Genomic DNA, 24,974 nt, shown 5'->3' on the forward strand with positions numbered 1-24,974 from the left:
ACGAACAGAAGGGGATTCAGGCGTCTTTTCTGCCGATCATTCAGCCACGCGATAAAACCTGCTGCCTGAAATGGAGGGAACGGTTCCGTATAGATAAAGGCAGGAATATTTGCTTTTTTATCCGGTTTGCCTGCCAGATCAGGGAATTAACATTGGCAGACTATTTTTGTAACGGGAAAATATCATGCAGAAACAAAGAAGCGGGTGGAAACTGATTCCGGCTGTGATCGCCTTGCACGCCATGCCGGTACTGGCAACCAATGGTCATGTTCTTCACGGGGTTGGCGCCATCAACCAGTCCATGGGCGGGGCCGGGATTGCGACATCGATCGATGTGATCGGTGCAAACTATAATAATGTGTCATCCATCTCGTTTCTCACCGGAAACGCGCTCGAATTATCCGTAGAACTCTTTGCGCCCGACCGGAGCCATACCGGAGTCATCAGTGGCGGCCCTGCCGGTACGGTGGACAGCGAGATCCGTGCGGCGCTTCTGCCTGCTTTTGGCGTGGTATACCGGACACAGAGTCCCTGGACATTCGGATTCTCGGCACTGGGTATTGCGGGATTTGGTGTGGATTACCCGGCCAATAATCCGGATCCCGGCGGAAATTTCAATCCTCTGGCCCTGCCGCAGTCATTGGGCGGGTTTGGCGCGGTTTACTCGGATTACCGGGTATTGCAGATGACGCCTTCGGCAGCGTATCAGGTGACGCCGGATTTATCGCTCGGTGTAGGAGTGAATATCGATTGGGCCTCACTGGTAACCGATCCCTGGCCGGCGGCTGTTCCCAATGCATCTGGTTTTCCGACAGGCACACGGGATGCATCTGCGTGGGGATGGGGGTTCACCCTCGGTGCAACCTACAAGCTGTTCGATCACCTGATGTTGGGTCTGGTATTCAAGAGCCCGCAGTGGTTCGGCAATTTTTCCTGGAATTCTTAGCATCCTGATGGGACGCCAACGAATTTCCGTTTTCGACTGGACTATCCCATGATCGTCGGTGGTGGCGTGAGTTATCGGCCCGTTGCGCCATTATTGCTGGCGCTCGATGTCAAGTGGATCAATTACAGCGGTACCAGGGGATTTGAACAGAAGAACTGGGCAATGACCGCTTCGGGGCCGTTTGTTCAGGGGTTCGGATGGCGAGATATCTGGACGGTATCACTCGGTGCACAGTATAAGGTTACGCCTGCTTTTGCCGTGCGTGCGGGGTATAACTATGGTGGAAATCCCATTTCTGCCGGACAGCAGTTTTTCAACGTATTTGCTCCGGCCATCGTCCGCCATCACCTCACTGCGGGTGCCGGCTACGAGCTGACCCGCCGGCTGGGACTGAATTTCTCCTACTATCACGCTTTTGCGGCGGAACAGTCCGGCGCTTTCATCAGTAATGGTACAGGTGCTGTCCCGATCAACCAGCCGATTCCCGGAACGCGGATAACCAACCGGCTGCATGAGAACTCAGTCGCAGTGCAAATCACTTACAAATTCTGATTTTTTCCGGGTATGAGCTTTTACATCGTTTCACCGGCTGTACCTGCTCGCAATGTTTTTTAACATCAGGGAGCGGGATGTTCCAGAGATCGTTATTGGCAGTGCCTGCAACCCGGCCCGGCTAATACACTTCTTCCGCCTGATCGGGGGATGACCTGAATGCGGGTGCTGATGCGTTCCTGCAGGACGGTAACATGGGAAATGATCCCGATCAGTTTGCCTTCCTGCTGCAAGTGGGCGAGTGTCTCCAGCGCAGTATCGAGCGCTTCCTCGTCCAGTGTTCCGAAACCTTCATCCAGAAACAGGGAATCGACCCGGATGTTGCGGCTCACCATGCGGGAAAGGCCAAGCGCCAGCGACAGGCTGATGAGGAAGCTTTCTCCTCCCGAAAGATTCTTGGTGGACCGGATTTCGCCAGCCTGGTAGTTGTCGATGACGTTGAGCTCCAGCGGCCGGACCGGATCGCGGATCAGCAGATAACGGTCGGACAGTTTTTGCAGCTGCCGGTTGGCGTGGCGGATCATGACTTCGAAAGTCAGTCCCTGGGCAAAGTTGCGGTATTTTTTGCCATCTGCTGAGCCGATGAGGCCATGCAGCAGATCCCAGCGGGCACACTCCCGTTTCTGTGCCTCGATTACCTGCAGCTGTTCCTGCTGTTTTTGTTTGCTGTTTTCGTTATCTGCAAGCTTTTGCCGTAGTCCGCCGATTTCCTGTTGTAGTACCTGCTGACGGGTGATCAGTTGTGCCAGTACCTGGTCGTGAAAATCCCGGGGCTGGTCTGTCATGGACTTCAGTTGTTCAGCTTGTAACGCAATCGTTTTATCTTTTTGCCGGGTATCCAGCATGGTTTTCTCATCCGCAAGCTGTTGAGCGCGCTGTGCAAGGCGTCTGCGTTCTTCTTCCGGCAGACAGGCAGCGGTAAAGCCCGCTTCATCAGCAAATCCGGATTGAGTGAGCCGTGCAGCAAAGGTTTCCTGCAGCTTTTCTAACTGTACGGCGCGGGTGGTGATGGTTTTTACCAGATCTTCTGCCCGGTTTTTCAATCGGTTGTACTGTTGTATTTCTGTTTCCAACTGCTGACGAGCGTTATCTGCTGATTTTTGTGCTGCCTCTATTGCGGTGGTTAATGACTGTTCTTCCTGATCGGGCTGTTTGTCAGCAAACAACTGAAGGCGTGTTGTGCGCAGATTGCCAAGTTCCTGCTGGAGCTGATCGAGTTGTTCCTGTCGCAATTGCAGTTCTGCTTCGTGTTGCCGGATCTGTGTGGACTGATGCTGGTGCTGCACCCTCAGTATCCCGATTTTTTGCTCAAGTTCTCTGGTTTTATCCAGAGATTCACGCTGCACACTGATTTCGTTTTCCAGTATCTCTGCTGTTTGCAGAATACGGGTCATTCGGGCCAGTTTGTCATCTGTTTCCTGCAGCAACCGAGGCAGTTCCGGAAACATGGCGGCAGATGGCAGGCCGGGGAACAATGATACGGCGCATTGCTGCAGCAGTGTTTCATCCGCCTGAATCTGTCTGTGGATTTCCTGCTGTCTGCAGGCGGTCTGTTCGATGTCCCTGTTTGTTTCCGCTTGTCTGATTTTTAATGTCGAGATAGTGTCGATCCGGGTTTTCAGCATCGTTCTTGCCTGATTCAGCGCCGTGATATTGTCATCCGGCCGGGGGGTATTTCCTGCTGCATAAGGATGTTGCAGCGCGCCACACAACGGGCAGGGCTCATCATCTTTCAGCTGTTGTCTGGCCTCTTCAAGGTGGCTGATTTTTTTGAGCAGCAGCGCCTGTGTTTCGAGCAGGCTGATTTCCCGCTCAAGTGCGCCCAGCATTTCTTCCTCGGCTCCGAGTTGCTTCGCAAGCTGTGTTTTTCCGGCCAGCAGCGAACAGGTGTGTTTTTCCAGTTCGGCAGAAATCTGCTTCGATGCAGCCAGTGATTGCATGGCTTCAATCGCCCGGGTTGCAAGCGTTTTTTGCCCGGACAGTACCGCGATTTCCTGTCGCCAGTCTGCCAGGCTTCGGTTTTCGAGCAGTTGCCTGTATTCAGCCTGTTTCCGGTTCAACAGGTTTTGGTTATGTGCAAAATCCATTTGTGCTCCATCCGGCTGAATGACGTGGAGCTGTTGTAATAAACCGGCCAGTGTCGTTTGCAGTCCGGCAAGCTGGATTTCATTTTGCTGATACTGGTTTCGCAGAGCAGCGAGTGTTTTTTTCTGTGCTGTAATTCCTTTGCTTGCCGTGCTGATGGGAGATTCTTTTTCCCGGATCTGAATATCCAGTTCCCGTACTTTGCGGAGCAGCGGGATGGTTTCCCGCTGTTTTGCCCGCTGGCGATCACATTGTTCATTGAGGGATTTCAGGGATTGTTCGGCCTGTTTGACGGCCTGTTCAAGCCCGGCCAGGGAGGCAGCGCAGATAGCCAGATTATTCCGGTCAGTTTCCTGTTCATTCCGGATCGAAGTGAGTCTGCTGTATTCACCAAGCAGCTCGAGCGCACGGCTGGCGCTGTCGAGCTTGCTGATGTCAGGAGTCAGCGCTTCTTTCCGGCTTAACCATGCTTGCTGTTGTCCGGCGATCAGATGCAATTCCGATTCGAGGCGGGCGATGTTCTCCAGCCAGACAAGGATTTGTCGCTCGTGCGCAATCTGCTCATTCAATCCGGCATCCTGCTGAATTTTTTGTGCAAGATCAGTGTGAAACTGTTGTTCATCGGCCCTGGTCAGCGGTTGTATACCATTGAGACCGGCGGATAGCCGATCCAGCTCCCGGCGTGCGGATACCCGGGTTTCATGCACACGGATGGAAATGCGGCTGTATATTTCAGTGCCGGTGATCTGTTCCAGAATCGGAGCACGTTCATCCGGCGCCGCCTGCAGGAATGCAGCAAATTCTCCCTGCGCCAGCAACATGGAGCGAGTGAAGCGGGCAAAATCCATTCCGGTGATTTTCTCAATCTGTCTGCCGACTTCTGTAAGCCGGGTTTCCAGTATCTTTCCGGAATCAGCTTCAGCCAGCTCATGCCGGGGATTCTGTAATTCTCCATCCGGTTTTTTGTGGGCCCGGTGCTGGCTCCAGTGGCACCGGAAGCAGCCGGACTGAGCAGCAAAAGTTACTTCGGCAAAGCATTCACCTGTCTGCCGCGACATGATTTCATTTTCACTTTTGCTGACTTTTCCGAGGCGAGGGGTACGTCCATATAGCGCCAGACAAATTGCATCGAGCACCGTCGTTTTACCTGCACCGGTCGGGCCGGTAATCGAAAAAATACCATCCGATACAAAAGCGGGATCGGTGAAATCGATTTCCCATTCGCCGACCAGTGAATTCAGATTCTTGAGGCGTACCTGCAATATCTGCATGTGTTATTTTCGTTCCTGATTTCCGTTGATGATGATCAAAACAAGCTGCTGTTTTATAAAAATATAGTTGTCTTATGGTAATCAGATGCTGTCAAGCATACGTCTAAAAAATTCTTGACAGGGCATATCGTATCTGGTATCAAATAGATGTCTTTCTAAAAAGGGGACAGTAAGTCAGAACTGTTGGAAGAACTATATTGTGAATGTACTTTTTCTTATAGGAGACTGAAAATGAAACTCGTACTCGTCATCTCAACACTGTTGTTCGCAGCTACTACATTGACTGCATGTATGGATCCCAAACCAGGTCAATATCCTCCAAGCATGTCAATGGAACGTGATTCCATGCCTGACAATGTAGATAAAGCAGAACAAAATAGTGAGAAATAAAATATGACAATACAAATATAACCGCCCTTCACGGGCGGTTTTTTATTGGGCGCTTAATATTCATACCTGTTTTCCGTGGCTCAGCACTATAAGACCCGCCACGGTAAAAGAGATATTACAGATACTGACGAATCATCTTTGCAAATACCTGTAGTGTGATGCGTGGCCGGTATGAAGTCGAACCAACCATCTAATTTACCATATTCGGATTACGGGCCATTTTAGGTCGTTTGCCGATCAATTCGACAGCGTGTTCCAGTCAGAATTGGAGGAATGCTATGACCGCAGTAAAAATTCCGGCGGGTACAGTCGATGCAATTGAACTTGGCGGCGAACTGGTAGTACCGCCGGCTGCAACAGGTATCGTGCTGTTTGCGCATGGCAGCGGCAGCAGTCGTTTCAGCCCGCGTAACACCTATGTTGCAAAAGTGTTGCAACAGCAAGGCATGGGCACTTTGCTGTTTGATTTGCTGACACATGCGGAAGATCAGAATCATGTCCTGCGCTTTGATATCGGCCTGTTGACACAGCGTTTGCTCGCAGCGACGGCCTGGTTGCAAGAGTATTCCGAAACAAAGGCGTTGAAGATCGGTTATTTCGGTGCCAGTACCGGTGCTGCTGCGGCACTGCAGGCGGCGGCCGAAATGAGAACTGCTGTTGCCGCTGTGGTATCACGTGGTGGACGCCCTGATCTGGCAGGAGAAGCCGCTTTGAGCCGGGTGGTTGCGCCAACCTTATTGATCGTTGGTGGTGCGGATTACGGTGTGATCGAATTGAATGAGCAGGCTTACGCCATGCTGAGATGCAGAAAACGATTGAGCCTGGTGCCGGGCGCCACTCACTTGTTTGAAGAGCCGGGTGCGCTGGAACAGGCTGCCAGCCTGGCAGCCGACTGGTTAGCGGAATATTTGTGTGATCAAGTGGAAGAGGACTGATTCATCATGGCTGCCAAACCCTGAAATTGAATTTCCCGAGTGAGTTGCATTTTGATGGCTACTCAGCCCTGATATCCTCTTCATCGAGAGAAACGAGGGTTTCCTGATAGGTGCGCCACAGTTCTGTTCGCTGTTCCACCGGGATGGCCGCGGCTGACAGACAATGCTCGAATACCTCGTTGACACTGAGCTCTTCCAGTGTTCCGCCATCATCGATCTGATCGAGTATCTGGTTCATGATCCGGTTATTTCTGATGCGCAAAATTTCCAGTCGTGACCCCTCGATGGCTGATTGCAGACGTTCCTGCAGATCGGTGATCATTTCGTCGCCTTCATAATTGATTTCCAGCCAGGCGCAGGAGTTCGCTGCAGAAAGCATGGATATCCTGTCTGAGATTACCTGCCAGTTTCCTCTGATACGTTCAAGTGGCTGGAAAACCGGGATATTGATCAGGCTGACAGCAGGGCGGGTTGCAGAAATCTGCCGGTTGAATTCAATCAAACAAACGCTCTTTTCCTGATCGGCCTCACCGAAGCCTATCGGCAGAGGAGAGCCGCTGTAGCGCATGACGGAGGAGCCATTGACACGTTGTGGAACATGCAGGTGGCCAAGCGCCAGATAATCGATATCAGGTGGAAAAATTCCGGCCGGAACATGCGCCAGTGATCCGACATACAATTCCCGTACGCCATCGCCTTCAACAGTCTGTCCGCCGGCAACAAACAAATGCCCCATCGCGATAATCGGGATGGACGATGAAAGTGCAGTGCGCTGCAGCCTGGCCAGGTTGATTACCTCGGCATAATGGTCACGTATTCCCTCGACCAGTTTGCGCGATTTGTCTTCCATACTTTCTCCCGCCTCTGCCGTGCGGATATCCCGATCCCGCAAATGTGGAACGGCGCAGACGATCAGTTCCGCATCACCCTTCGGATCATGGAGAACCAGTATTTCATCTGCCGGGTTGCCGGACAGACTGCCTGTGACGTGCACATCCAGTGCTCTGAGTAATTCCCGGGGAGCGCTGAGAAAGGAAGGAGAATCATGATTCCCCGCGATGATGACGACATGCCGGCAGGCGGAGGCGGCAACGCGGTGCAGAAAACGGTAATACAGCTGCTGTGACCGGTTGCCCGGGGTACTGGTATCAAAAATATCACCCGCAATCAGCAATACATCGACTTGCTCCTGCTCGATCGTTTCCACCAGCCAGCTGAAAAAGGCTTCAAATTCATCATACCGTTTGTGGCCATATAAGGTCTTGCCGATATGCCAGTCAGAGGTGTGAAGAATTTTCATGGAATGATCAAAATTCGGTAAGGGAGCCCGGAATCTGTTGTAACTGATCCTTATCTCGGGAAATGAAGGGTTGTAACCGGTTACTTCAAAAGTTTACTTCAGCATGTAAAGACTTATCCTTTCCAGGAATCATATATATATGTTTATGGCATAAAGACGAGATCGGCAGGCCCGGCGGAAAGTTTTGCAGACGGACTGCAGCGTTGAGCTCATTGTGAAGGAGCCAGCCATTCACTGCCTCACTCGCCTTGTATCCCATCTGCGAAATACAGTGTGCGGCCATGTGGGACTTGATCAGAGGTTTCCTAAGTAAAAGCTGCATTCAAAGTTACCGGGAATGACACGGTGTCGTTTTAGAAGGATAAAAAATGGGTCGATCCATTAATAAGCATGCTACGGATGATAGCAGAAGCGAATCACTGAATACTGGCACACAAGAAAGTGGTACTGACAAATCATCTTCATCTCCTGTCGCTATCGTTGGCTTTGCTTTTCGTTTTCCGGGAGATGTAAGCGATGAAACCGATTTCTGGAACGCACTGAAACAAAAACGTGATCTCGTAACCCAGATTCCGGCAGATCGCTGGGCTGTCGATGAATTACAGCATGATAAACGTTCGGAGCACGGCCGCAGTATTACGTTCTCGGCAGGTGTTTTATCACATATAGAAGAATTCGATGCGAGCTTCTTCGGGATTTCACCACGGGAAGCAGCGGTACTCGATCCTCAGCAGCGTCTTTTACTGGAGCTGACCTGGGAAACCATGGAAAACGCCGGAATTCCCCCTTCCTCCATGGCAGGTTCGGATTGCGCGGTCTATGTGGGAATTTCCGGGTTTGATTATGGTATGTGCGAAGTGGATGATCTTGCTGTCATCACCTCGCACTCGATGACGGGCAATACACTCAGTATTGCCGCCAACCGTATTTCCTATGCTTTTGATTTGCACGGCCCTTCACTGGCCGTGGACACAGCCTGTTCTTCATCGCTGGTGGCGCTGCATCACGCCTGTAATTGCCTGCGTAACGGGGAAGCCTCTACCGCTCTGGTTGGCGGAGTCAATTTATTGCTTCATCCCTATCCGTTTGTCGGATTCACCAAAGCATCCATGCTTTCTGCCAAGGGTCGATGCAAACCTTTCGATGCTTCAGGAGACGGTTATGTGCGTTCAGAAGGTGCTGCCGTTCTGTTGCTCAAGCCTTTGGAAAAGGCGCTGGCCGATGGCGATGATGTTCATGCAGTCATTCTCTCCAGTGGAGTCAATGCCGATGGTGCCCGGAAAACCGGTATTACCATTCCCAGTAGCGATGGCCAGGCTGAATTGATGCGTGCGGTACTGTCTCGCAGTGGGCTTTCATCAAAAGAAGTTGATTTCATCGAAGCGCATGGAACCGGGACAGTAGTAGGTGATCCGGTTGAAACCAGGGCGATCGGTATGGTTTATGGTCAGGAACGTACCAGACCGTTACCCATTGGATCGGTCAAGGCCAATCTCGGTCATCTTGAACCGGCTTCGGGCATGGCCGGCCTGATCAAAACAATACTGGCGCTCAAACACCGGGCGCTGCCACCCGCGATCCATCTGCACACACCTAACCCGCATATCGATTTCCAGGCGTTGAACCTGGAGCTGATCAGGAAATATAAGCCATTCAGTCGCAAACGGAAGAAACCACTTGTTGCCGGCGTCAATTCTTTCGGATTTGGGGGTGCCAATGCCCACGTGTTGTTAAAGGAGTTTGTTCCTCAAGATAGCAAGGCTGATACGTCATCGACCATGGAATCATTGCCGCCGCTCTTCCTGTCTGCCCGTACTGAGGCCGCTTTACGCGCTACGGCGGAGCATTACGTCGAACTGCTGAAAGGCAAATCTCCGCAGGAATTTTATGACATTGCCCATGCAGCGGCTTATCGGCGAGAGCAAATGGAAAAAAGACTGGCACTGCATACCGGCAAGGTGGATTCAACAGTCGATCTGCTCGATCGTTATGCCAAAGGTGACATGGTTTCCCGGGTTTTTGTCGAGGATGAGTTGCCGCAGAGCGGGGGAGTGGCTTTTGTCTACTCGGGAAATGGTACCCAATGGGCGGGGATGGGGCGTGCGTTGCTTGCTGAATCTCCCCGGTTCAAAGAAATTCTCAGTGAAATTGATGAAATCATGCTGCCACAGGCAGGCTTTTCACTGATTACCGAGCTGGAAGCAGAGGATACAAATTCCAGACTGGATGATACGCGTGTTGCACAACCGCTGCTTTTTGCCATCCAGGTGGGTGTTACCACATTGCTTAGAGAGCAGGGTATTGAGCCTTCAGCCGTTACAGGGCACAGCGTAGGTGAAATTGCGGCTGCATGGGCATCGGGCGCGCTGGATCTGCAACAGGCCATTCATGTCATTTGTGTTCGCAGCCAGGCACAGGGGCTGACTCGTGGAAAAGGCCGGATGGCAGCGGTAGGTCTGTCTGTCGAAGCGATACAGGAAATTATCACCACATTGGGTGTCGATGCTGAAGTGGAAATAGCCGGAATCAACAGTCCCGGCAATGTTACGCTCTCCGGCCCTCTCGAAGATTTGCAGCAAATACAGAGCGTGGCTGAATCCCGGGGCATTTTCTTCCGGCTGCTCGATCTCGATTATGCTTTCCATAGTCGCCAGATGGATGCCATTGAAGAACCATTGATTCGTCAGCTGGGTGAACTTGCTCCTGCTTACACGGAAAGAGCCACGTTTGTTTCAACCGTTACCGGCAATGAGATTGACGGCCGTTTGCTCGATGCGGGTTACTGGTGGCGTAACGTGCGTCAACCGGTTCAGTTTGCTGCTGCGATCAATAGAATTGCCGGGCTGGGTTGCAGAATATTGATTGAAATCGGGCCACATGCGATTTTGCAGCGGTATATGGGTGAATGTCTGGCTGCGGCTGAAGTTCAGGGGCGTGTGATCCCGACATTGCGCCGTGATGACAACGGTTTGCAGAGAATTACCGAAACCGTGCTGCGTACACAGCTTCTTGCTGAGCGGCCATCGCTACAAACTTATTTCTCTGTTCCGGGCCGGCGGGTTCGTCTGCCCAACTATCCGTGGCAACGGGAACGGCACTGGATACCGTGGACGAATGAGGGATTACATTCGCTGGATCGTCGCCGGGTACATCCACTGCTGGGCTGGCGTATTCCGGGTGTCGATACCCTCTGGGAGAATACACTCGATCCGGTCACCTTGCCATGGCTGGCAGATCACAAGGTAGGCGGTGCTATCGTCTATCCCGGTGCTGCGTATGCCGAAATGTCACTGGCTGCTGCGCGTGAATGGCTGGGAGGAAAGCATTTCACAGTAGAGCAACTCGATATCATCTCCCCGATGGTTTTTGATGGTGAACATGCACGTACCACCCATCTGATTCTCAATCCACGTGATGGTGGATTCCAGATCAAAAGTCGCCAGCGGCTCAGCGATGACGAATGGACGCTGCACGCTTCAGGACGCATTCTGGAAGCAGTCAACAGAATTCCTGTGGCGCGTATCGATGCGCCCGCAGTATCTGCTGAACACGTCGGGCATGAAATCCATTATCAGCGTGCATCACAGCTGGGCCTTGATTATGGCCCGGGTTTTCAAGGCGTGAGCAATATAAACATCGCAGCAGAAAGGCTTGAGGCTACTCTATCCTGCCCCGAATTACAGCATTTCGATGATTATCTGCTGCACCCGGCAATACTGGATCTTTGCTTTCAGTCACTGATCGATTTCTTTGGTGAAGCAATCGATGCCGGGCAGGGGATCGCCTTGCTTCCCGTCAAAATGGGTAAGCTGAATTTTTGCGGCAATGGAAAAGTGGCATTCTTGCGTGCCAGACTATGTCGTCATGGTACCCGTTCCGCACTGGCGGATTTCGAACTGCTGGACAATCAGAATAATCTGATCGCCAGTGCTTCGGCCTGCCGGTTCCGTGCTGCCCACCTCAAGCGTCACGTTCAGCAGAACATATCGAACTGGCGTATTGTTCCCTGGCTTAAGCCCCATCCGCTCGATGGTATGACCACGGCCATGCCGCCTGTAGCAGGCCTCATCGAACAAGTACGAGCACAATTCGATCGTGTCAAACATGATCGTCATACCTTATTCAAGGAAATACTTCCACTTACCGAAGCGTTGACATTATCGTTTGCCTGGCAGGCTGTACGGCAGATTCAACAGTATCGTCCATTGGATTGGCAGCAGATTTTTGATGGATCTCATGCAACTGCCCACGCCCGCTGGCTGGCGAATCTGCTGATCACTGAAGGATTGCTGAATAAAGATGATGCCGGCCAGTGGTTTGTCACTATCGATGCGGATCTGCCTTCACCGGAAACAGTCTGGCAAACACTGCTAAATGATTTCCCGGTGTACCTGCCGCAGCTGATGCTCATGGGGAGAGTCGGTCAGCAATTGCCGGCATTGTTGTGTGGAGAAACTGATGCGCTGAAATTGCTGAATGAGTTGAAACATTCACCTGTGGCTGAAATGCGTTACCACGATGATCCGGTTTATCTGGGGATGCGGCTTGCTCTCGAGGAAATATTCAGAAATCTGGCAGGCAGCTGGCCTGTATCACGCCGGCTGCGAATTCTGGAAATCACCGCTGGTTCCAGTGAACTGCCGAAAATACTGACGGGTTCATTACCCGAAGATCGTTTCGACTATGTTCTGGCCTTGCCGGATGAAGCTATGCAGGCACGCCAGCAGATCGAATATCAGGAGGATGCCAGCATTGTCGTGGCACGGTATGAGCCTGCCACACTGAAACTGTCTGCTGATCGTCGGTTACCTGATGCATTCGATGTCATTGTCCTGCATCACGCATTACATCGGACAAACAGCCCACACACAGCGCTGGCTCAAATCCGGCATCTGCTGGCTGCCGGGGGCATTCTTTTGCTGGCTGAACAGCATTCAGACTGGAGTACCAATTTTCTGGAAGGGATCGATCCCGGCTGGTGGCGTCAGCGCAACAAAACGCCAGATCTACCAGTATCTCCATTGTTATCGCCCGCAACGTGGCAACAATTGCTGAAGGATGCGGGATTTACGGATACAGAAACATTCTTTGAGCCCGCTGCAGAAGGTCTGGCCGAGGGAGCTTATCTGTTGCTTGCCAGATGCCCCGCACGAGATAGTGCCATTATTCCCGAGCCCGTCACTGCCTCGTGGTTACTGGTAGCAGACGAATCTTCCGCAACCCTGGCCAGGCACCTGAGTAACCGGCTGCAATCATCGGGACAGCAGGTAACCATCACCAGCCGGATAGATGATGATCTTTTGCAGAATACTGACCACATCGTTCATCTGCCGGGCTGGAACGATACTCCTGACCAGGCTGCGGATACGGTAACCCGGTTGATGGAGGATGTGAAGCTGCTGGCTGCCCGGATCGGGAAAACACCTCAATTCTGGCTCGTGACCCGTGGCGGTACGCTCATTAGCGGATGCCCGGCCGAGTCGGAATCCAGTCCGGCACAGTCTGCGCTCTGGGGATTCGGCCGTGTCGTCATGAACGAATATCCTCAGCTCGCCTGCACACTCATCGATCTGGTTTGTAACCCGGCAACCGTCAATCTGGCAGACCGGCTGGTGAATGAACTGCTTGTCCCGGATGGCAGCAATGAAATTGTGCTTTCCGCAGCAGCGCGCTACTGCCTGGTCATGCAGGAAGCAACGAACCAGCAGATCAGGACGACAGAGCAGTCAGAGAAAAAGGATGAGCGATTTCATCTTGATTTTCACGTCCCCGGACAATTGCGCAACCTCGTCTGGTTGCCTGATGTTAAGCGTCAACTGGGTGATGACGAGGTTGAAGTATGTACCCGGGCCACCGGCCTCAATTTCCGTGATGTCATGTACCTCATGGGCCTGCTTCCGGATGAGGCCGTCGAAAATGGTTTTGCAGGCGCCAGCCTCGGGCTGGAATTTTCAGGGATCATCAGCCGGGTTGGGGCACGTGTAAAAGGCCTGTTACCCGGTGATGCGGTCATGGGATTCGGTTCTTCCTGCTTTGCCAGCCATGTCATCACGCGAGCAGATGCCGTAGCACCTATGCCCGAGAACTGGTCGTTCGAGGCCGCAGCGACTGTACCCACCGTTTTTCTGACCGTCTATTACGCGCTCAAGCAGCTGGCAGCTCTGCAGCCGGGAGAGAGGGTACTGATTCACGGTGCAGCAGGGGGAGTCGGTATCGCTGCCATCCAGCTTGCACGTTATCTTGGCGCGGAAATTTATGCCACTGCAGGCAGTGATGAGAAACGGGATTTCGTCAAATTGCTGGGAGCGGATCATGTGTTCGATTCACGCAGCCTGGCATTTGCTGACGATATTCTTGATGCCACTGCAGGTGAAGGAGTGGATGTGGTTCTCAATTCACTTGCGGGTGAAGCCATGCGTCGCAGTATCGATGTGTTGAAACCCTTTGGCCGTTTTCTTGAACTGGGCAAACGCGATTTTTTTGAAAATACCCCGGTTGGCTTGCGTCCCTTCAAGAACAATATCAGCTATTTCGGCATCGATGCGGATCAGTTACTGACTGCGCGTCCCAGGCTTGCCGTACAACTCTTTCATGAGGTCATGGCACTGTTTCGTGAACAGGCACTGGCACCACTGCCTTATCGGGTATTTTCAGCCAATCGCATTACGGATGCTTTCCGTGTGATGCAGCAAGCACGCCATATCGGCAAAATTGTCGTGTCTCTGGCAGATGCACGGCCAGATATCGAACAGCCTTTACAACCTGTTCCGGCAATACGATTTGAAAGAAACAGTACATGGCTGGTCACCGGCGGGCTTTCCGGTTTTGGCCTGGAATCTGCCCGCTGGCTGGCAGAACGGGGTGTCGATCACTTAGTGCTGGCAGGGCGCCGTGGTATGGATACGCCAGGAGCAAAGGAAATCATCGAAACTTTCGCGGTTCAAGGGGTAAAAGTGATCGCACAGGCGTGCGACATCACTCACGCTGCAGCGGTTGATACGCTGATCGAACGTATCGGTAAAACACTGCCTCCTCTCAAAGGTGTGCTGCATGCAGCAGCGGTTTTCGACGATCAGCTGATTTCCAGTCTCGATCAGAAGCGCATCAGCAATGTCATGGATGCCAAACTGCTGGGCGCCTGGCATTTGCACCAGGCCACGCTCGGCACGCCGCTGGATTATTTCATTCTGTACTCCTCGGTTACTACCGCAATCGGAAATCCGGGGCAGGCCAATTATGTGGCTGCCAATGCAGGGCTCGAAGGGCTGGCGGCTATGCGTCGGCACATGGGTTTGCCAGCCACCTGCATTGCCTGGGGACCTGTCAGCGACACGGGATACCTCGCGCGTAATCAAGCCGTCAGAGACAGTCTCGAACAGCGCCTCGGTAAACCGCCTCTTCCGGCTGCAGAAGCGCTCACTCAACTGGATGTTGCACTCAATGACGAAACCGGATTTGTTATTCCTGCTGACTTCGACTGGAATACGCTGAGCCATCTGCTGCCTTCAGCGAGCGGTAATCGTTTTGCTATTCTCAACCGGAACAGACGCAGCACCTCTCAAACTACCGAATCGATTGATATTCGGACGTTCATTATTGGAAAAACCCGGGCTGAGGTAACAGAAATCGTACGTGGCTTTGTAGTGGAGGAGGTTGCGCAGATCCTGAGCATCAGCCCGGATCGTATCGAGTCAGGGCGCTCCCTGCATGATCATGGTATGGATTCGCTGATGGCGGTCGAGCTTGCTCTGGGGCTGGAGCGGCGCTTTGGTATCCAGTTACCGGTCATGATGCTCAACGATGCGCCCACGATTCATACAGTCACGGCACGTATCGTCGAGAAACTGACAAATAAAGGGGATATGCCGGAGGGAGAACAATCAGTCAGCCAGGTCACCGAGTTTATCCGTCAGCACGGAGAGGAATTGATGCCGGAAGAAATCGACATCCTGAGTGAGGATGTACGCCATTTTGCTCAACAAGGAACAAGTCTAATCGCATGAACAAACTCAGTCTTACCCGGAAAGCCAGAACACATCTCATAGATCATATTCTTGGCAGAAAAATGGAAGTAGCGGGTGGTGCTGCTCCTGCGTCGGCGGAGTGTCCAACCCGTTACTCGTCGATTCCTGATGCCTTTACCCGTTTTGACCGTTTCCCCGGCTATGAAAAAATGCTGGTTCCCAAGGCAGCATCCGAGCGATTGGGTCTGGTAAATCCGTTTTTCCGGTCACACGATGGCGTGGCGGGAGCAACTACGCTCATCGGTGGACGTGAATTCATCAATTTTTCCAATTACAGCTACCTTGGACTGGCCGGCCACCCTGCCGTGAGCCGAGCGGCAAAAGAAGCTATCGATCGCTATGGTACATCGGCATCTGCAAGCAGACTCGTGGCAGGTGAGCGACCGGCTCAGCGCAAACTGGAAGAAGCGCTGGCTAATTTATATGAGGTGGATGACTGCATCGTATTTGTCAGCGGACATGCGACCAACGTCAGCACGATCGGCTGTCTCTTCGGCCCGAAAGATCTGGTGATTCACGACAGTCTCATCCATAACAGTGTATTGCAGGGGATTCAGCTTTCAGGCGCAGCCCGTCGTTCATTTCCACATAATGACATGGCGGCACTTGAACAAATCCTGGCTGAGATCCGCGCGCAGTTCGAACGTGTGCTGATCGTTACCGAAGGGCTTTACAGCATGGATGGTGATATTCCGGATCTGCCGGAACTCATCCGCATCAAACAGCACCATAAAGCCTTTCTGATGGTGGATGAAGCGCATTCCCTGGGAGTACTGGGAGAGACAGGAAAAGGAGTACGGGAACACTTCGGTATCCAAGGCAAAGCAGTGGATATCTGGATGGGCACGCTCAGCAAGACATTGGCTGGATGTGGCGGTTACATTGCCGGAGAACGGGCGCTTGTCGAGCACCTGAAATATGCAGCACCAGGTTTTGTCTACAGTGTCGGTATGGCGCCCTCCCTGGCGGCTGCTTCTCTGGAAGCGTTGCGTATCATGCAGCGAGAACCGGAGCGGGTAGCACGGTTACGTGAACGAGGGCAGCAATTTCTGGAGCTGATGCAATCTCTGGGCGTCAATACCGGCCTTGCTCAGGGCTATGCCGTCATTCCCGCCATCATTGGCAGCTCGCTCAAAGCGGCCCGGCTGTCAAACCAGTTTTTCGATGCCGGTATCAATGTCCAGCCGATCATCCATCCCGCGGTTGAAGAGAAAGCCGCAAGACTCAGATTTTTCCTGTCAGCCATGCATACCGATCAGCACGTACGGTATACCTGTGAAGTCATGAAGAAACTGACGGGTCTCCACTAATCCTTTTGCCTGTTAACAAGAAAAATATGAACACGGAGAATCACTTTATTCGTATCGGATTATTGCTGGCAGGAATCATGCTGATAAGTGCGCTGTCTGGTTGCGCAACTCAGCCTGACTGGGTTTCTTCCAGCGGGGCAAGCCGGGAGCAAATCCTGAAAAAGAGCGAACCCGGCCAGATTGGAGGGATCGGGTTGGTCGGTGTCGACGACACGCTTGCCAGAAAACTTTTTGAAGCGAAAAAACTGGGCCAGTTTGCCGATATTTTCCCGAGTTCATCCACCAATAACTACATCATCGGCCCGGGTGACGTGATCGATGTCACCATCTGGGAAGCTCCCCCCGCCATGCTGTTTGGCGCAATCGTTCTCGACCCTTCAGCCGGCCCGACGACCACGCGAGGGGTTACCTTTCCGGAACAAATGGTGACGTCGGACAGCACAATTGCCATACCGTTTGCCGGCCGGGTTTCCGTCAGGGAGCGTACTGCCCAGGAGATTGAAAGAGAAATCATCGTACGGCTGTACGGTAAAGCCAACCAGCCCCAGGTACTGGTGCGGGTCATCAAAAACAATACATCCAACGTCACGATCGTGGGCGAAGTCAATAACAGCACACTGATGGCACTGACACCCAAAGGCGAAAGACTGCTCGATGCGCTGGCCATAAGCGGTGGAGTCAAACAATCCATCAATCGTATGGCAGTTCAGCTATCACGCGCCAATGTGACAGCAACCATGGCGCTTGACTCGGTCATTCGGGATCCGAAGCAGAATATCCTGCTCAAACCCGGCGATGTGATTACTGCCTTGTATCAGCCGCAGAGTTTTTCGGTATTGGGGGCAACCGGTAAGAATGAAGAAGTACTCTTCGAAGCTCAGGGTATTTCTCTGGCACAGGCACTGGCGCGTTCGGGCGGCCTGGCGGATAACCGTGCCGATGCACGCGGTGTATTCATATTCCGGTTTGAAGATGCAAAACTGGTCGATGCCGGTCATTCGTTGACTGCCGGAGCCGATGGGACTGTGCCAGTGGTGTATCAGGTCGATTTGCGTGATCCCGCATCATTCTTCGTCACCCAGAATTTTCCGGTCCAGAATCGCGATGTGATTTATGTCGCCAATTCTCCGGAAGCTGAATTCAACAAATTCATGAAGCTGCTGATATCCGTTGCGATGCCCGGCCTGACGATCAACCGAATGTTCCTGCTGAATTGATGACTCGACCCAATCCACTGCTGTTTTCTTTCAGGTATGGCTATGGCTGAAGCTCGAAATCCGCTGCTTGTTTCCTTTGCTGTCTGGAAGGCGATTTTTCTGCGTGAAGCACTCGACCGGCTGTTCGATATGCGGGCTGCATGGTTCTGGCTGCTGGTCGAACCCGTTCTGCACATCGGCTTCCTGGTTTTCATCTTTACCGTCATTCGTATGCGTACGGTTGGCAATGCCGATGTCGCGGTATGGATCATCGTCGGTATGCTGGCGTTCTTTCTGTTCCGGCGGACAGCAGTTCAGGTGACCTATGCGGTCGATTCCAACCGGCCCTTGTTCACTTATCGCCAGGTCAAACCGTTTGATCCGGTCCTTGCGCGTGCGGTGCTGGAAGCTTTTCTGATGTCGATTATTTCGATCATCATAATAGGTACCGCGATCCTGCTGGGTCACGAAGCATGGCCATACGATGCTTTACTGGTTTTGCAGGCCAACTTCGGGCTGTGGCTGTTTGGTATTGGCTATGGTCTGGTTGCATCGGTATTGATGGAGCTTGTCCCGGAAATGGAACATGTCCTCAAGATTCTGATGCTGCCGCTGTACCTGATTTCCGGCGTCATCTTGCCTTTGGCTGCCATACCCCAGCCTTATCTCGATCTGTTGCTGCTGAATCCGATTGCACATGGGCTTGAACTGGCGCGTGCAGGCTTTTTTCCCTACTACCACACCGTGCCGGGCCTCAGCATGGAATATCTTTATGCATGGGGTATCTCCGGCATATTTCTCGGTTTGATACTGTACCGCCGCTTTGCTTTACAGCTGGTGATGAGGTGAATACGAAAATGGAAATAAAGTTGAAAATTGTCATGATGTTAAGGCAACAAACAAGCGGTCAACTGGGGTTTTCAGGATGATTGTTATCGAAGATGTATATAAGCGCTATAAAACAGACCATGGCCCTGGTAAATGGATATTACAAGGCGTCAATCTGACGATTCCGCGTAATGTCAATGTCGGTCTGATCGGTTCAAATGGCGCGGGCAAATCTACCTTGCTGCGTATCATCGGCGGTATCGATCACCCTAATAAAGGAAAAGTGGAACGTCGCTGCCGGCTTTCCTGGCCAATGGGGCAGGGTGGACTGGAACCGACGCTGACCGGACGGCAGAATGCCAAATTCGTTTGCCGGTTGCATGGCCACCAGGATGATCTTCCTGAACGGCTGATATTCATACAGGATTTTTCCGGACTGAAAGATGCTTTCGATGAGCCGGTGAACACCTACTCATCCGGGATGCGCTCGCGCCTGCAGTTTGCAATGTCACTTGCGTTCGATTTCGATATTTATATTTCTGATGAAGTGACTGCTGCAGGGGATGCCGCTTTTCGTGACAAGGCAGCCGCCGCTTTCAAAGGGATGACCAATCGCGCCGGACTGATCATGGTCGCTCACAGCGAAAGCACACTCAGGCAATTTTGTGAGGCCGGTATTTTGCTTTATCAGGGTAAAGCGCAGTGGTTCGACAAAATCGAGGAAGCCTTCAAAGCGTATAAGGACACCGTACAAAAATGACGCAACTCCAGCAAAGTGTAATTGAATCTCAGCCAGGCAAACTAAGTGATTATCTCGGACATACCAGGAGAAATCGGTTTTCCATACGGCTGTTTTCGGGCCTGATAGGGTTCATTCTGGTATTGGCTGTCATGGCCACCGGTTACTGGCTGGTTTTTGCCTCCGATCGCTATGTTTCGGAAGCAAGCGTGATCATTCGTAAAACGGACTCAGTGACTGCCCCCAGCTTTGATCTGTCCATGCTGATTGCCGGTGTGGCCGGAGTGAACCGTGCGGATCAGTTATTATTGCGGGAATATCTGCTTTCAGTGGATATGCTCAAAAAACTCGATACAGAGCTCGATTTACATGCGCACTACAGTGATGAGCACTATGATCTTCTTTCACGCATGTGGCTGAAGGATATGGAATGGTTTCATCGCCATTATCTTTCACGGGTTTCAATCGAATACGATGATTATGCCGGCGTGCTCCGGATCAACGCCCAGGCTTATGATCCTGAAATAGCACGTGCTATTTCAAACCTGCTGGTACGCGAGGGTGAGCGTTACATGAACCAGATCAGCCATGAACTGGCAGAAACACAGGTCAGCTTCCTGACTACCCAGGTGAATCTGGCTCAACTGCGCTTCCAGCAGGTCAGACAGAAATTACTGGCCTATCAGAACAAGAAAGGGCTGCTTTCACCCCAGGCAACCGTGGAGAGCCTCAATACCCTCATTGCCAAACTGGAGGAGCAGCGTGCTCAGCTCAAAACGCAGCTGGCATCTTTACCCAGGACGCTGGATCGTAACCACCCCAATTTGGTAATGCTCAGGCAATCCCTGGCGGCCATCGATCGGCAGATTACCGATGAAAAAGCAAAACTTGCCAATCCCACAGGAAAAACCCTGAATATCACGATGGAAGAATTCCAGCGGCTGGAAATGGAAGTTACCTTTGCGCAAGAACTTTATAAAGCGGCGCTCACTGCACTGGAAAAAGGCAGGATCGATGCCACACGCATGCTGGATAAAGTTTCCGTACTGCAGGCACCCACCCTTCCTGAATATCCGATGGAGCCCCGGCGTATCTATAACACCCTGGTTACACTGCTGTTTGCACTGATGCTGGCTGGAATCCTGAAGCTGCTGGAAGGCATCATACTCGACCATGTAGATTGACGGGTTGCGTGACAAGCTCAATCAGGGAGCATCTGAAAAACGTCGGCGAGGCAGTCAGTTCAAGGCAAAAATCGGTGATGCAAGCAAAGCGTAGCGAACAGCCGTAAGGCTGGCCCGTAGGGCGAGGCGCTGGCGCCGAGTAAAAAGCGGAGTTTATATGTAATAAATGAGCATTTTGAGCTGATTTTTAACGCAGAAATGGCAACACAGGTAGTTTTTCAGAGATTCCTCAGGGAATCTCTGATCAGCCCCTCCGTGAGACGCGATATAGTAGACAGGTTTATATGTGAGATTTGTTTGGAGGATATGTAAGTTGTTTTTACAACTGGTTTTCTGGAAAAGGGGGATGCATGAAAATTCGTAAAGCGGTTTTTCCGGTGGCGGGGCTGGGTACTCGTTTTTTACCAGCCACCAAGGCCAGCCCCAAGGAGATGCTGCCGGTGGTGGATAAGCCACTCATACAATATGCTGTGGAAGAAGCCTGGGCTGCTGGTATTACCGAAATGATATTCGTCACGGGTCGCAGCAAGCGCAGCATTGAAGATCATTTTGATAAAGCGTATGAGCTGGAATCCGAGCTGGAGCGCCGGGGAAAAACCGAGATGCTGCAGTACGTGCGCAATCTGTTGCCCGACGATATGAAGTGTGTGTATATCCGCCAGTCTGAAGCACTGGGTCTGGGCCACGCGGTGCTATGCGCCCAGCCGGCGGTGGGTGATGAACCTTTTGCTGTGTTACTGGCTGACGATTTACTTGAAGGTGACCCTGTCGTGATACGCCAGATGGTGGATGTGTACGAGTACTACAAGTGCTCGGTGCTGGGTGTGCAGCAGGTGCCGCGTGAAGATACGCGCAGCTATGGCATAGTGGCCAGCCAGCCGATTCGTGATGATCTGGAAGCAGTACAGTTCATTGTGGAAAAACCTGATCCGGAAGAGGCTCCTTCCACCATGGCAGTGGTTGGACGTTATGTACTCACCCCGCGCATTTTCCATCACCTGATACGGTTGGGCAAAGGCACCGGGAGCGAGATACAGTTGACCGACGGTATTGCTGCGTTGATGCAGGAAGAGCAGGTGCTGGCCTATCGTTACAAAGGCCAGCGTTACGACTGTGGCAGCAAGATAGGCTATTTGGAAGCCACCTTGGCTATGGCGCGTAAGCACCCTGAAGTGGGGGCGCAGTTTGAACAGCTGTTACAGTCGTTTCAGCACCAGGGAAACTCTGAAGAACGTCAGTGAAGTAATCAGCTCAAAGCAAAAGTCTGCGAGAAAGTGGAGTTTATACGACGTGATAAATGAGCATTTTGAGCGTAACTTCCAGCGCAGAAATAGCAATACAGATGGTTTTTCAGGTGCCATGGCAGCGTGCGTTTTATCCTTTTGGTTTTCGCCTTTCCCAGCGATTTTTTTGTCCGACGGGATCTCACAGAGTGGCCTGATAAAAAATGAAAGCTGTAAATAGCGGGAGAATATATTGCTATTTCAACAATAACTGATATGAGAAGTTATGCGAAATTACCCGTTTGTACAAAATCGTTAAAGGATGAATGATGTTTTTGCTGTTCACTAACGAGATCATTGAACGTATCAGCAATGTTTTACTTCTTTATCTGGTAACTTCAACCGTCGTTGATGAAGTAGTGCCTGGATCGGCTGCGACGTGGAGAAAAAAGTTATATCTCATCTTTTCCCTCATTTTTTACTACAGTATCTGGGTGAGCACGCTAAAGAAATTACAGGCCATAGGGAAAAGACGTTATTAGCATGGCTTGTCTTGCATGAGCCGGTCTTTAGAAAAACGTTGATTAAATCAATAAATATCATTAATGATGCATCGCGACAGGTTGCCATAGGCGTAGGCGCTCCCCGGAAAGAAATCAGAATCAACCACTTGAATTAATTCTGGAATACTCATCGACACCAACAGCTGCTATTACGCTCTGGCAGGATCAAACGCGGGCGGCGCGGCACAACTGCTCTCGTCAGAATAAAGTTGCAAGCCTATCAGAAGACTGTGGTCTGCCCTCCATTTACTATTTACCAGAAATAACGGGAAGAAATTATCGAAGTACAGCAGGATAAAATTACTACGCAGATTTAGAGCGATCCAGAGAAGAAATTATAGAGTCCTGCTTAGAACAAGAAGAAAACCTTCTTCTATGTTGGATAGCAACAAAGGCACTTCCAAAGTCATTGTTGCTCCAAAAATTTTTGATATAAACAAAAATGAAAACCGTGGAAATTTAACAATATTTCTTGGGAAGCTGAGAAAATATTTCACACATAATGGATCACATGAAATAACTATCGATTTTACACAAACAGAGAAATTTATTGCTGCGGGAACTCTGTTATTTTATTCAGAATTAGCTTATTTAAAGCAGTTTATAAATAACGAAACAAGGCTCAGGTATATACCTCCAAAGAATCCTAAAGCATTTGAAGTACTTATCCAGATAGAACTTTATAAACTCTGTGGAATAAGAAAGCCAAAGTCAAAAAACGCCAATAAGTACGATGATGTGTTGAACTGGAAAGTAGCTTGTGGCAACGTGGTAAACAATGAACAGTGTGCGCCCACAATTGAGGCATACGAAGGGCAGTTAGCCGAGCCTCTAATTGATGGAATATTCAAAGGGCTTGCAGAAGCGATGACTAATACGGTTCATCACGCCTACGCCGAGATCCGAGAAGATGGGCTAAACCATAAACCTTCCAAGAATAATTGGTGGATGTTTTCTCAAGCAAGAGATGGAGAACTGACCGTTGTTTTCTGTGATTTAGGGATAGGTATACCAAGATCGTTACCAAAAAAACATCCATCAATTTTTCACAAGATGCTCTCACTTGGCAAGATTAGTGATCATCAATGCATTGCTTCATCTGTTGAACTAAACGCTACAAGCACCAAGATGCCTGGCAGGGGGAAAGGCCTTGGGAACATCATAGAAATTGCCAGCAAAAACAAAGCAGGTGGCGTCATTATTTACAGCAATAAAGGGATGTATAGACTCGGTCCGGATGCAACTGAGCCTTTCTCTCGTGATCTAAAAAATAGTATATTGGGAACAATTATTTGCTGGAATGTAACGCTAAGTAAGGTGGGTTTATGAAAATTATTAATATAAGGGAAAATTTTTCCAGATATCCTGCAGGAAGATATCGTGCCGATGGCCCGTATAACGGTGAAAAATTCAGAGAAGAACTCCTTGTTCCTGCTTTGTCTGAAGCCATAGACAAAGGTGAAAAAGTTAAGGTAGAGCTCGACGGAGTGCGGGGCTACAACTCTTCATTTCTGGAAGAAGCGTTTGGTGGGCTGGTGCGATCCGGTAAGTTTGCATCAACCCGGGATTTATCAGAAAGATTCGAATTCGTCTCTACAGACAAGAGCCTAATTGAAGAAATACGCGGATACATGGAAGAAGCTACACCTGCAGTAGCACAATAATGTCTTGTTACCAGAATTGCTGGCTATGGCTCAACTTCTAGTCTCATGGTTATTAATAATAGGCGGATGGCTCTTTGTACACAGAGCCACCCTCAGCAGGGAAAGAAGAAAGGAAAAAAGAGAAGAAATCAACAATACTATTCAAGAAATCAGAGCGATAGAAAACATTGCAATTGATTTTCATAATTCGAAAATCTTCGATGAAAAAGCAGCCAGTAGTCTTACTCTCAGGATAAACAGGCTCAACAGAAAACTGCAGGCACCCCCTACATTCAATGAACTTAAGATCCCGACTCAATTAATGATTGAGTTCAGGAAAACAATTACTCTCGAACATTTTGACAAGTCGAACTTCCCTTCCATGGTTCAACGCATCATGAAAGGTAATCCTTACCCGGCTACTTCTATTGAGATTTTGATCAGAGACATCAATTCCGCCACTGATGATTTAGTAGATTGTATAGAAGCGGAAAAGAATAATAAATTGTAGTAGTTCAGATTTGATCTGACAGCAGGTCTTGCCAAGAGGTGGGATTACCCGGTTTGATAGAGGTGCGAATCTTTATCAACCAAACGCGAAAGCGTAAAGGAGTAATCCCATGAGCAGTGTTCATCATAAAATCATTAAACACAAGATTGGCTTGCTTAATCTGGCAGCTGAGCTTGGCAATGTATCCCGTGCCTGTAAGGTGATGGGTTTTTCTCGCGATACTTTCTATCGCTATCAGGCAGCTGTGGAAACAGGAGGTGTTGAAGCTCTGATA

15 protein-coding genes and 1 pseudogene are annotated in these 24,974 nt (G+C 50.9%); 14 read left to right on the forward strand and 2 right to left on the reverse strand.

Annotated elements, in window-relative coordinates; translation table 11 throughout:
* The first annotated feature begins 241 nt into the window (after window positions 1-241).
* Window positions 242-1,498, forward strand: a pseudogene (locus tag B5D58_RS14015) (OmpP1/FadL family transporter).
* Between the two features lie 92 nt (window positions 1,499-1,590).
* On the opposite strand, the gene B5D58_RS02335 reads toward B5D58_RS14015, so the two are convergent.
* On the reverse strand, window positions 1,591-4,854 hold the full coding sequence (locus B5D58_RS02335; RefSeq protein WP_011111964.1) for an AAA family ATPase: 3,264 nt from the start codon (window positions 4,852-4,854) through the stop codon (window positions 1,591-1,593).
* A gap of 231 nt (window positions 4,855-5,085) precedes the next feature.
* Here B5D58_RS02335 and B5D58_RS13945 point away from each other — a divergent pair, with 231 nt between their 5' ends.
* Together B5D58_RS13945 and B5D58_RS02340 are read left to right on the forward strand one after the other, a co-directional pair.
* Window positions 5,086-5,244 carry a hypothetical protein gene (locus B5D58_RS13945; protein WP_173251271.1) on the forward strand — a complete coding sequence of 53 codons (159 nt, stop codon included), beginning with the start codon at window positions 5,086-5,088 and terminating at the stop codon, window positions 5,242-5,244.
* Between the two features lie 278 nt (window positions 5,245-5,522).
* Window positions 5,523-6,179, forward strand: coding sequence for a dienelactone hydrolase family protein (locus tag B5D58_RS02340; RefSeq protein WP_041356761.1), 657 nt, complete (start codon window positions 5,523-5,525; stop codon window positions 6,177-6,179).
* A gap of 58 nt (window positions 6,180-6,237) precedes the next feature.
* On the opposite strand, the gene B5D58_RS02345 is transcribed toward B5D58_RS02340, so the two are convergent.
* Window positions 6,238-7,479, reverse strand: a complete 1,242-nt coding sequence (locus tag B5D58_RS02345) for an exonuclease SbcCD subunit D C-terminal domain-containing protein (RefSeq protein ID WP_011111963.1) — start codon at window positions 7,477-7,479, stop codon at window positions 6,238-6,240.
* A gap of 368 nt (window positions 7,480-7,847) precedes the next feature.
* Between B5D58_RS02345 and B5D58_RS02355 the strand changes: the two genes are divergently transcribed.
* From B5D58_RS02355 to B5D58_RS02410, 11 genes are all read left to right on the forward strand, one after another.
* Entirely contained in the window at window positions 7,848-15,482 is a 7,635-nt protein-coding gene (locus B5D58_RS02355) for a type I polyketide synthase (RefSeq protein WP_011111962.1), read from the forward strand.
* Window positions 15,479-16,813 (forward strand): aminotransferase class I/II-fold pyridoxal phosphate-dependent enzyme, encoded by a 1,335-nt coding sequence (locus B5D58_RS02360; protein ID WP_011111961.1) that lies wholly within the window; start codon window positions 15,479-15,481, stop codon window positions 16,811-16,813. Before B5D58_RS02355 ends, B5D58_RS02360 begins: the two co-directional genes overlap by 4 nt.
* A gap of 26 nt (window positions 16,814-16,839) precedes the next feature.
* Window positions 16,840-18,030, forward strand: a complete 1,191-nt coding sequence (locus B5D58_RS02365; protein ID WP_011111960.1) for a polysaccharide biosynthesis/export family protein — start codon at window positions 16,840-16,842, stop codon at window positions 18,028-18,030.
* Between the two features lie 42 nt (window positions 18,031-18,072).
* On the forward strand, window positions 18,073-18,858 hold the full coding sequence (locus tag B5D58_RS02370; protein WP_011111959.1) for an ABC transporter permease: 786 nt from the start codon (window positions 18,073-18,075) through the stop codon (window positions 18,856-18,858).
* Window positions 18,859-18,934: 76 nt separating this feature from the next.
* Window positions 18,935-19,597, forward strand: coding sequence for an ABC transporter ATP-binding protein (locus B5D58_RS02375; protein ID WP_011111958.1), 663 nt, complete (start codon window positions 18,935-18,937; stop codon window positions 19,595-19,597).
* Entirely contained in the window at window positions 19,594-20,760 is a 1,167-nt protein-coding gene (locus B5D58_RS02380) for a KpsE/RkpR family capsule polysaccharide export protein (RefSeq protein WP_011111957.1), read from the forward strand. Before B5D58_RS02375 ends, B5D58_RS02380 begins: the two co-directional genes overlap by 4 nt.
* Window positions 20,761-21,110: 350 nt before the next feature.
* The gene (gene galU, locus B5D58_RS02385) at window positions 21,111-22,001 is read left to right on the forward strand and encodes a UTP--glucose-1-phosphate uridylyltransferase GalU (RefSeq protein WP_074671126.1); all 891 of its coding nucleotides are present in this window, start codon (window positions 21,111-21,113) and stop codon (window positions 21,999-22,001) included.
* A 920-nt stretch (window positions 22,002-22,921) separates the two neighbouring features.
* The gene (locus B5D58_RS02395) at window positions 22,922-23,875 is read left to right on the forward strand and encodes a hypothetical protein (RefSeq protein WP_011111954.1); all 954 of its coding nucleotides are present in this window, start codon (window positions 22,922-22,924) and stop codon (window positions 23,873-23,875) included.
* Complete coding sequence (locus B5D58_RS02400) at window positions 23,872-24,210, forward strand: STAS-like domain-containing protein (RefSeq protein WP_011111953.1); 339 nt, start codon at window positions 23,872-23,874, stop codon at window positions 24,208-24,210. The genes B5D58_RS02395 and B5D58_RS02400 overlap by 4 nt, the downstream gene beginning before the upstream one ends.
* Window positions 24,211-24,235: 25 nt before the next feature.
* The gene (locus B5D58_RS02405) at window positions 24,236-24,700 is read left to right on the forward strand and encodes a hypothetical protein (RefSeq protein ID WP_041356758.1); all 465 of its coding nucleotides are present in this window, start codon (window positions 24,236-24,238) and stop codon (window positions 24,698-24,700) included.
* Between the two features lie 109 nt (window positions 24,701-24,809).
* On the forward strand, window positions 24,810-24,974 hold a 165-nt coding region (locus B5D58_RS02410), incomplete at its 3' end, for a helix-turn-helix domain-containing protein (RefSeq protein WP_143779542.1).

Origin of the sequence: Nitrosomonas europaea (assembly GCF_900167395.1) — a bacterium.
GTDB lineage: Bacteria > Pseudomonadota > Gammaproteobacteria > Burkholderiales > Nitrosomonadaceae > Nitrosomonas > Nitrosomonas europaea.

Excerpts from the sequence above, each read along its gene's own strand:
- B5D58_RS02335 (WP_011111964.1), bottom strand. The coding sequence starts at position 4,854 with ATGCAGATATTGCAGGTACGCCTCAAGAATCTGAATTCACTGGTCGGC.
- B5D58_RS13945 (WP_173251271.1), top strand. The coding sequence starts at position 5,086 with ATGAAACTCGTACTCGTCATCTCAACACTGTTGTTCGCAGCTACTACA.
- B5D58_RS02340 (WP_041356761.1), top strand. The coding sequence starts at position 5,523 with ATGACCGCAGTAAAAATTCCGGCGGGTACAGTCGATGCAATTGAACTT.
- B5D58_RS02345 (WP_011111963.1), bottom strand. The coding sequence starts at position 7,479 with ATGAAAATTCTTCACACCTCTGACTGGCATATCGGCAAGACCTTATAT.
- B5D58_RS02355 (WP_011111962.1), top strand. The coding sequence starts at position 7,848 with ATGGGTCGATCCATTAATAAGCATGCTACGGATGATAGCAGAAGCGAA.
- B5D58_RS02360 (WP_011111961.1), top strand. The coding sequence starts at position 15,479 with ATGAACAAACTCAGTCTTACCCGGAAAGCCAGAACACATCTCATAGAT.
- B5D58_RS02365 (WP_011111960.1), top strand. The coding sequence starts at position 16,840 with ATGAACACGGAGAATCACTTTATTCGTATCGGATTATTGCTGGCAGGA.
- B5D58_RS02370 (WP_011111959.1), top strand. The coding sequence starts at position 18,073 with ATGGCTGAAGCTCGAAATCCGCTGCTTGTTTCCTTTGCTGTCTGGAAG.
- B5D58_RS02375 (WP_011111958.1), top strand. The coding sequence starts at position 18,935 with ATGATTGTTATCGAAGATGTATATAAGCGCTATAAAACAGACCATGGC.
- B5D58_RS02380 (WP_011111957.1), top strand. The coding sequence starts at position 19,594 with ATGACGCAACTCCAGCAAAGTGTAATTGAATCTCAGCCAGGCAAACTA.
- galU (WP_074671126.1), top strand. The coding sequence starts at position 21,111 with ATGAAAATTCGTAAAGCGGTTTTTCCGGTGGCGGGGCTGGGTACTCGT.
- B5D58_RS02395 (WP_011111954.1), top strand. The coding sequence starts at position 22,922 with ATGTTGGATAGCAACAAAGGCACTTCCAAAGTCATTGTTGCTCCAAAA.
- B5D58_RS02400 (WP_011111953.1), top strand. The coding sequence starts at position 23,872 with ATGAAAATTATTAATATAAGGGAAAATTTTTCCAGATATCCTGCAGGA.
- B5D58_RS02405 (WP_041356758.1), top strand. The coding sequence starts at position 24,236 with ATGGCTCAACTTCTAGTCTCATGGTTATTAATAATAGGCGGATGGCTC.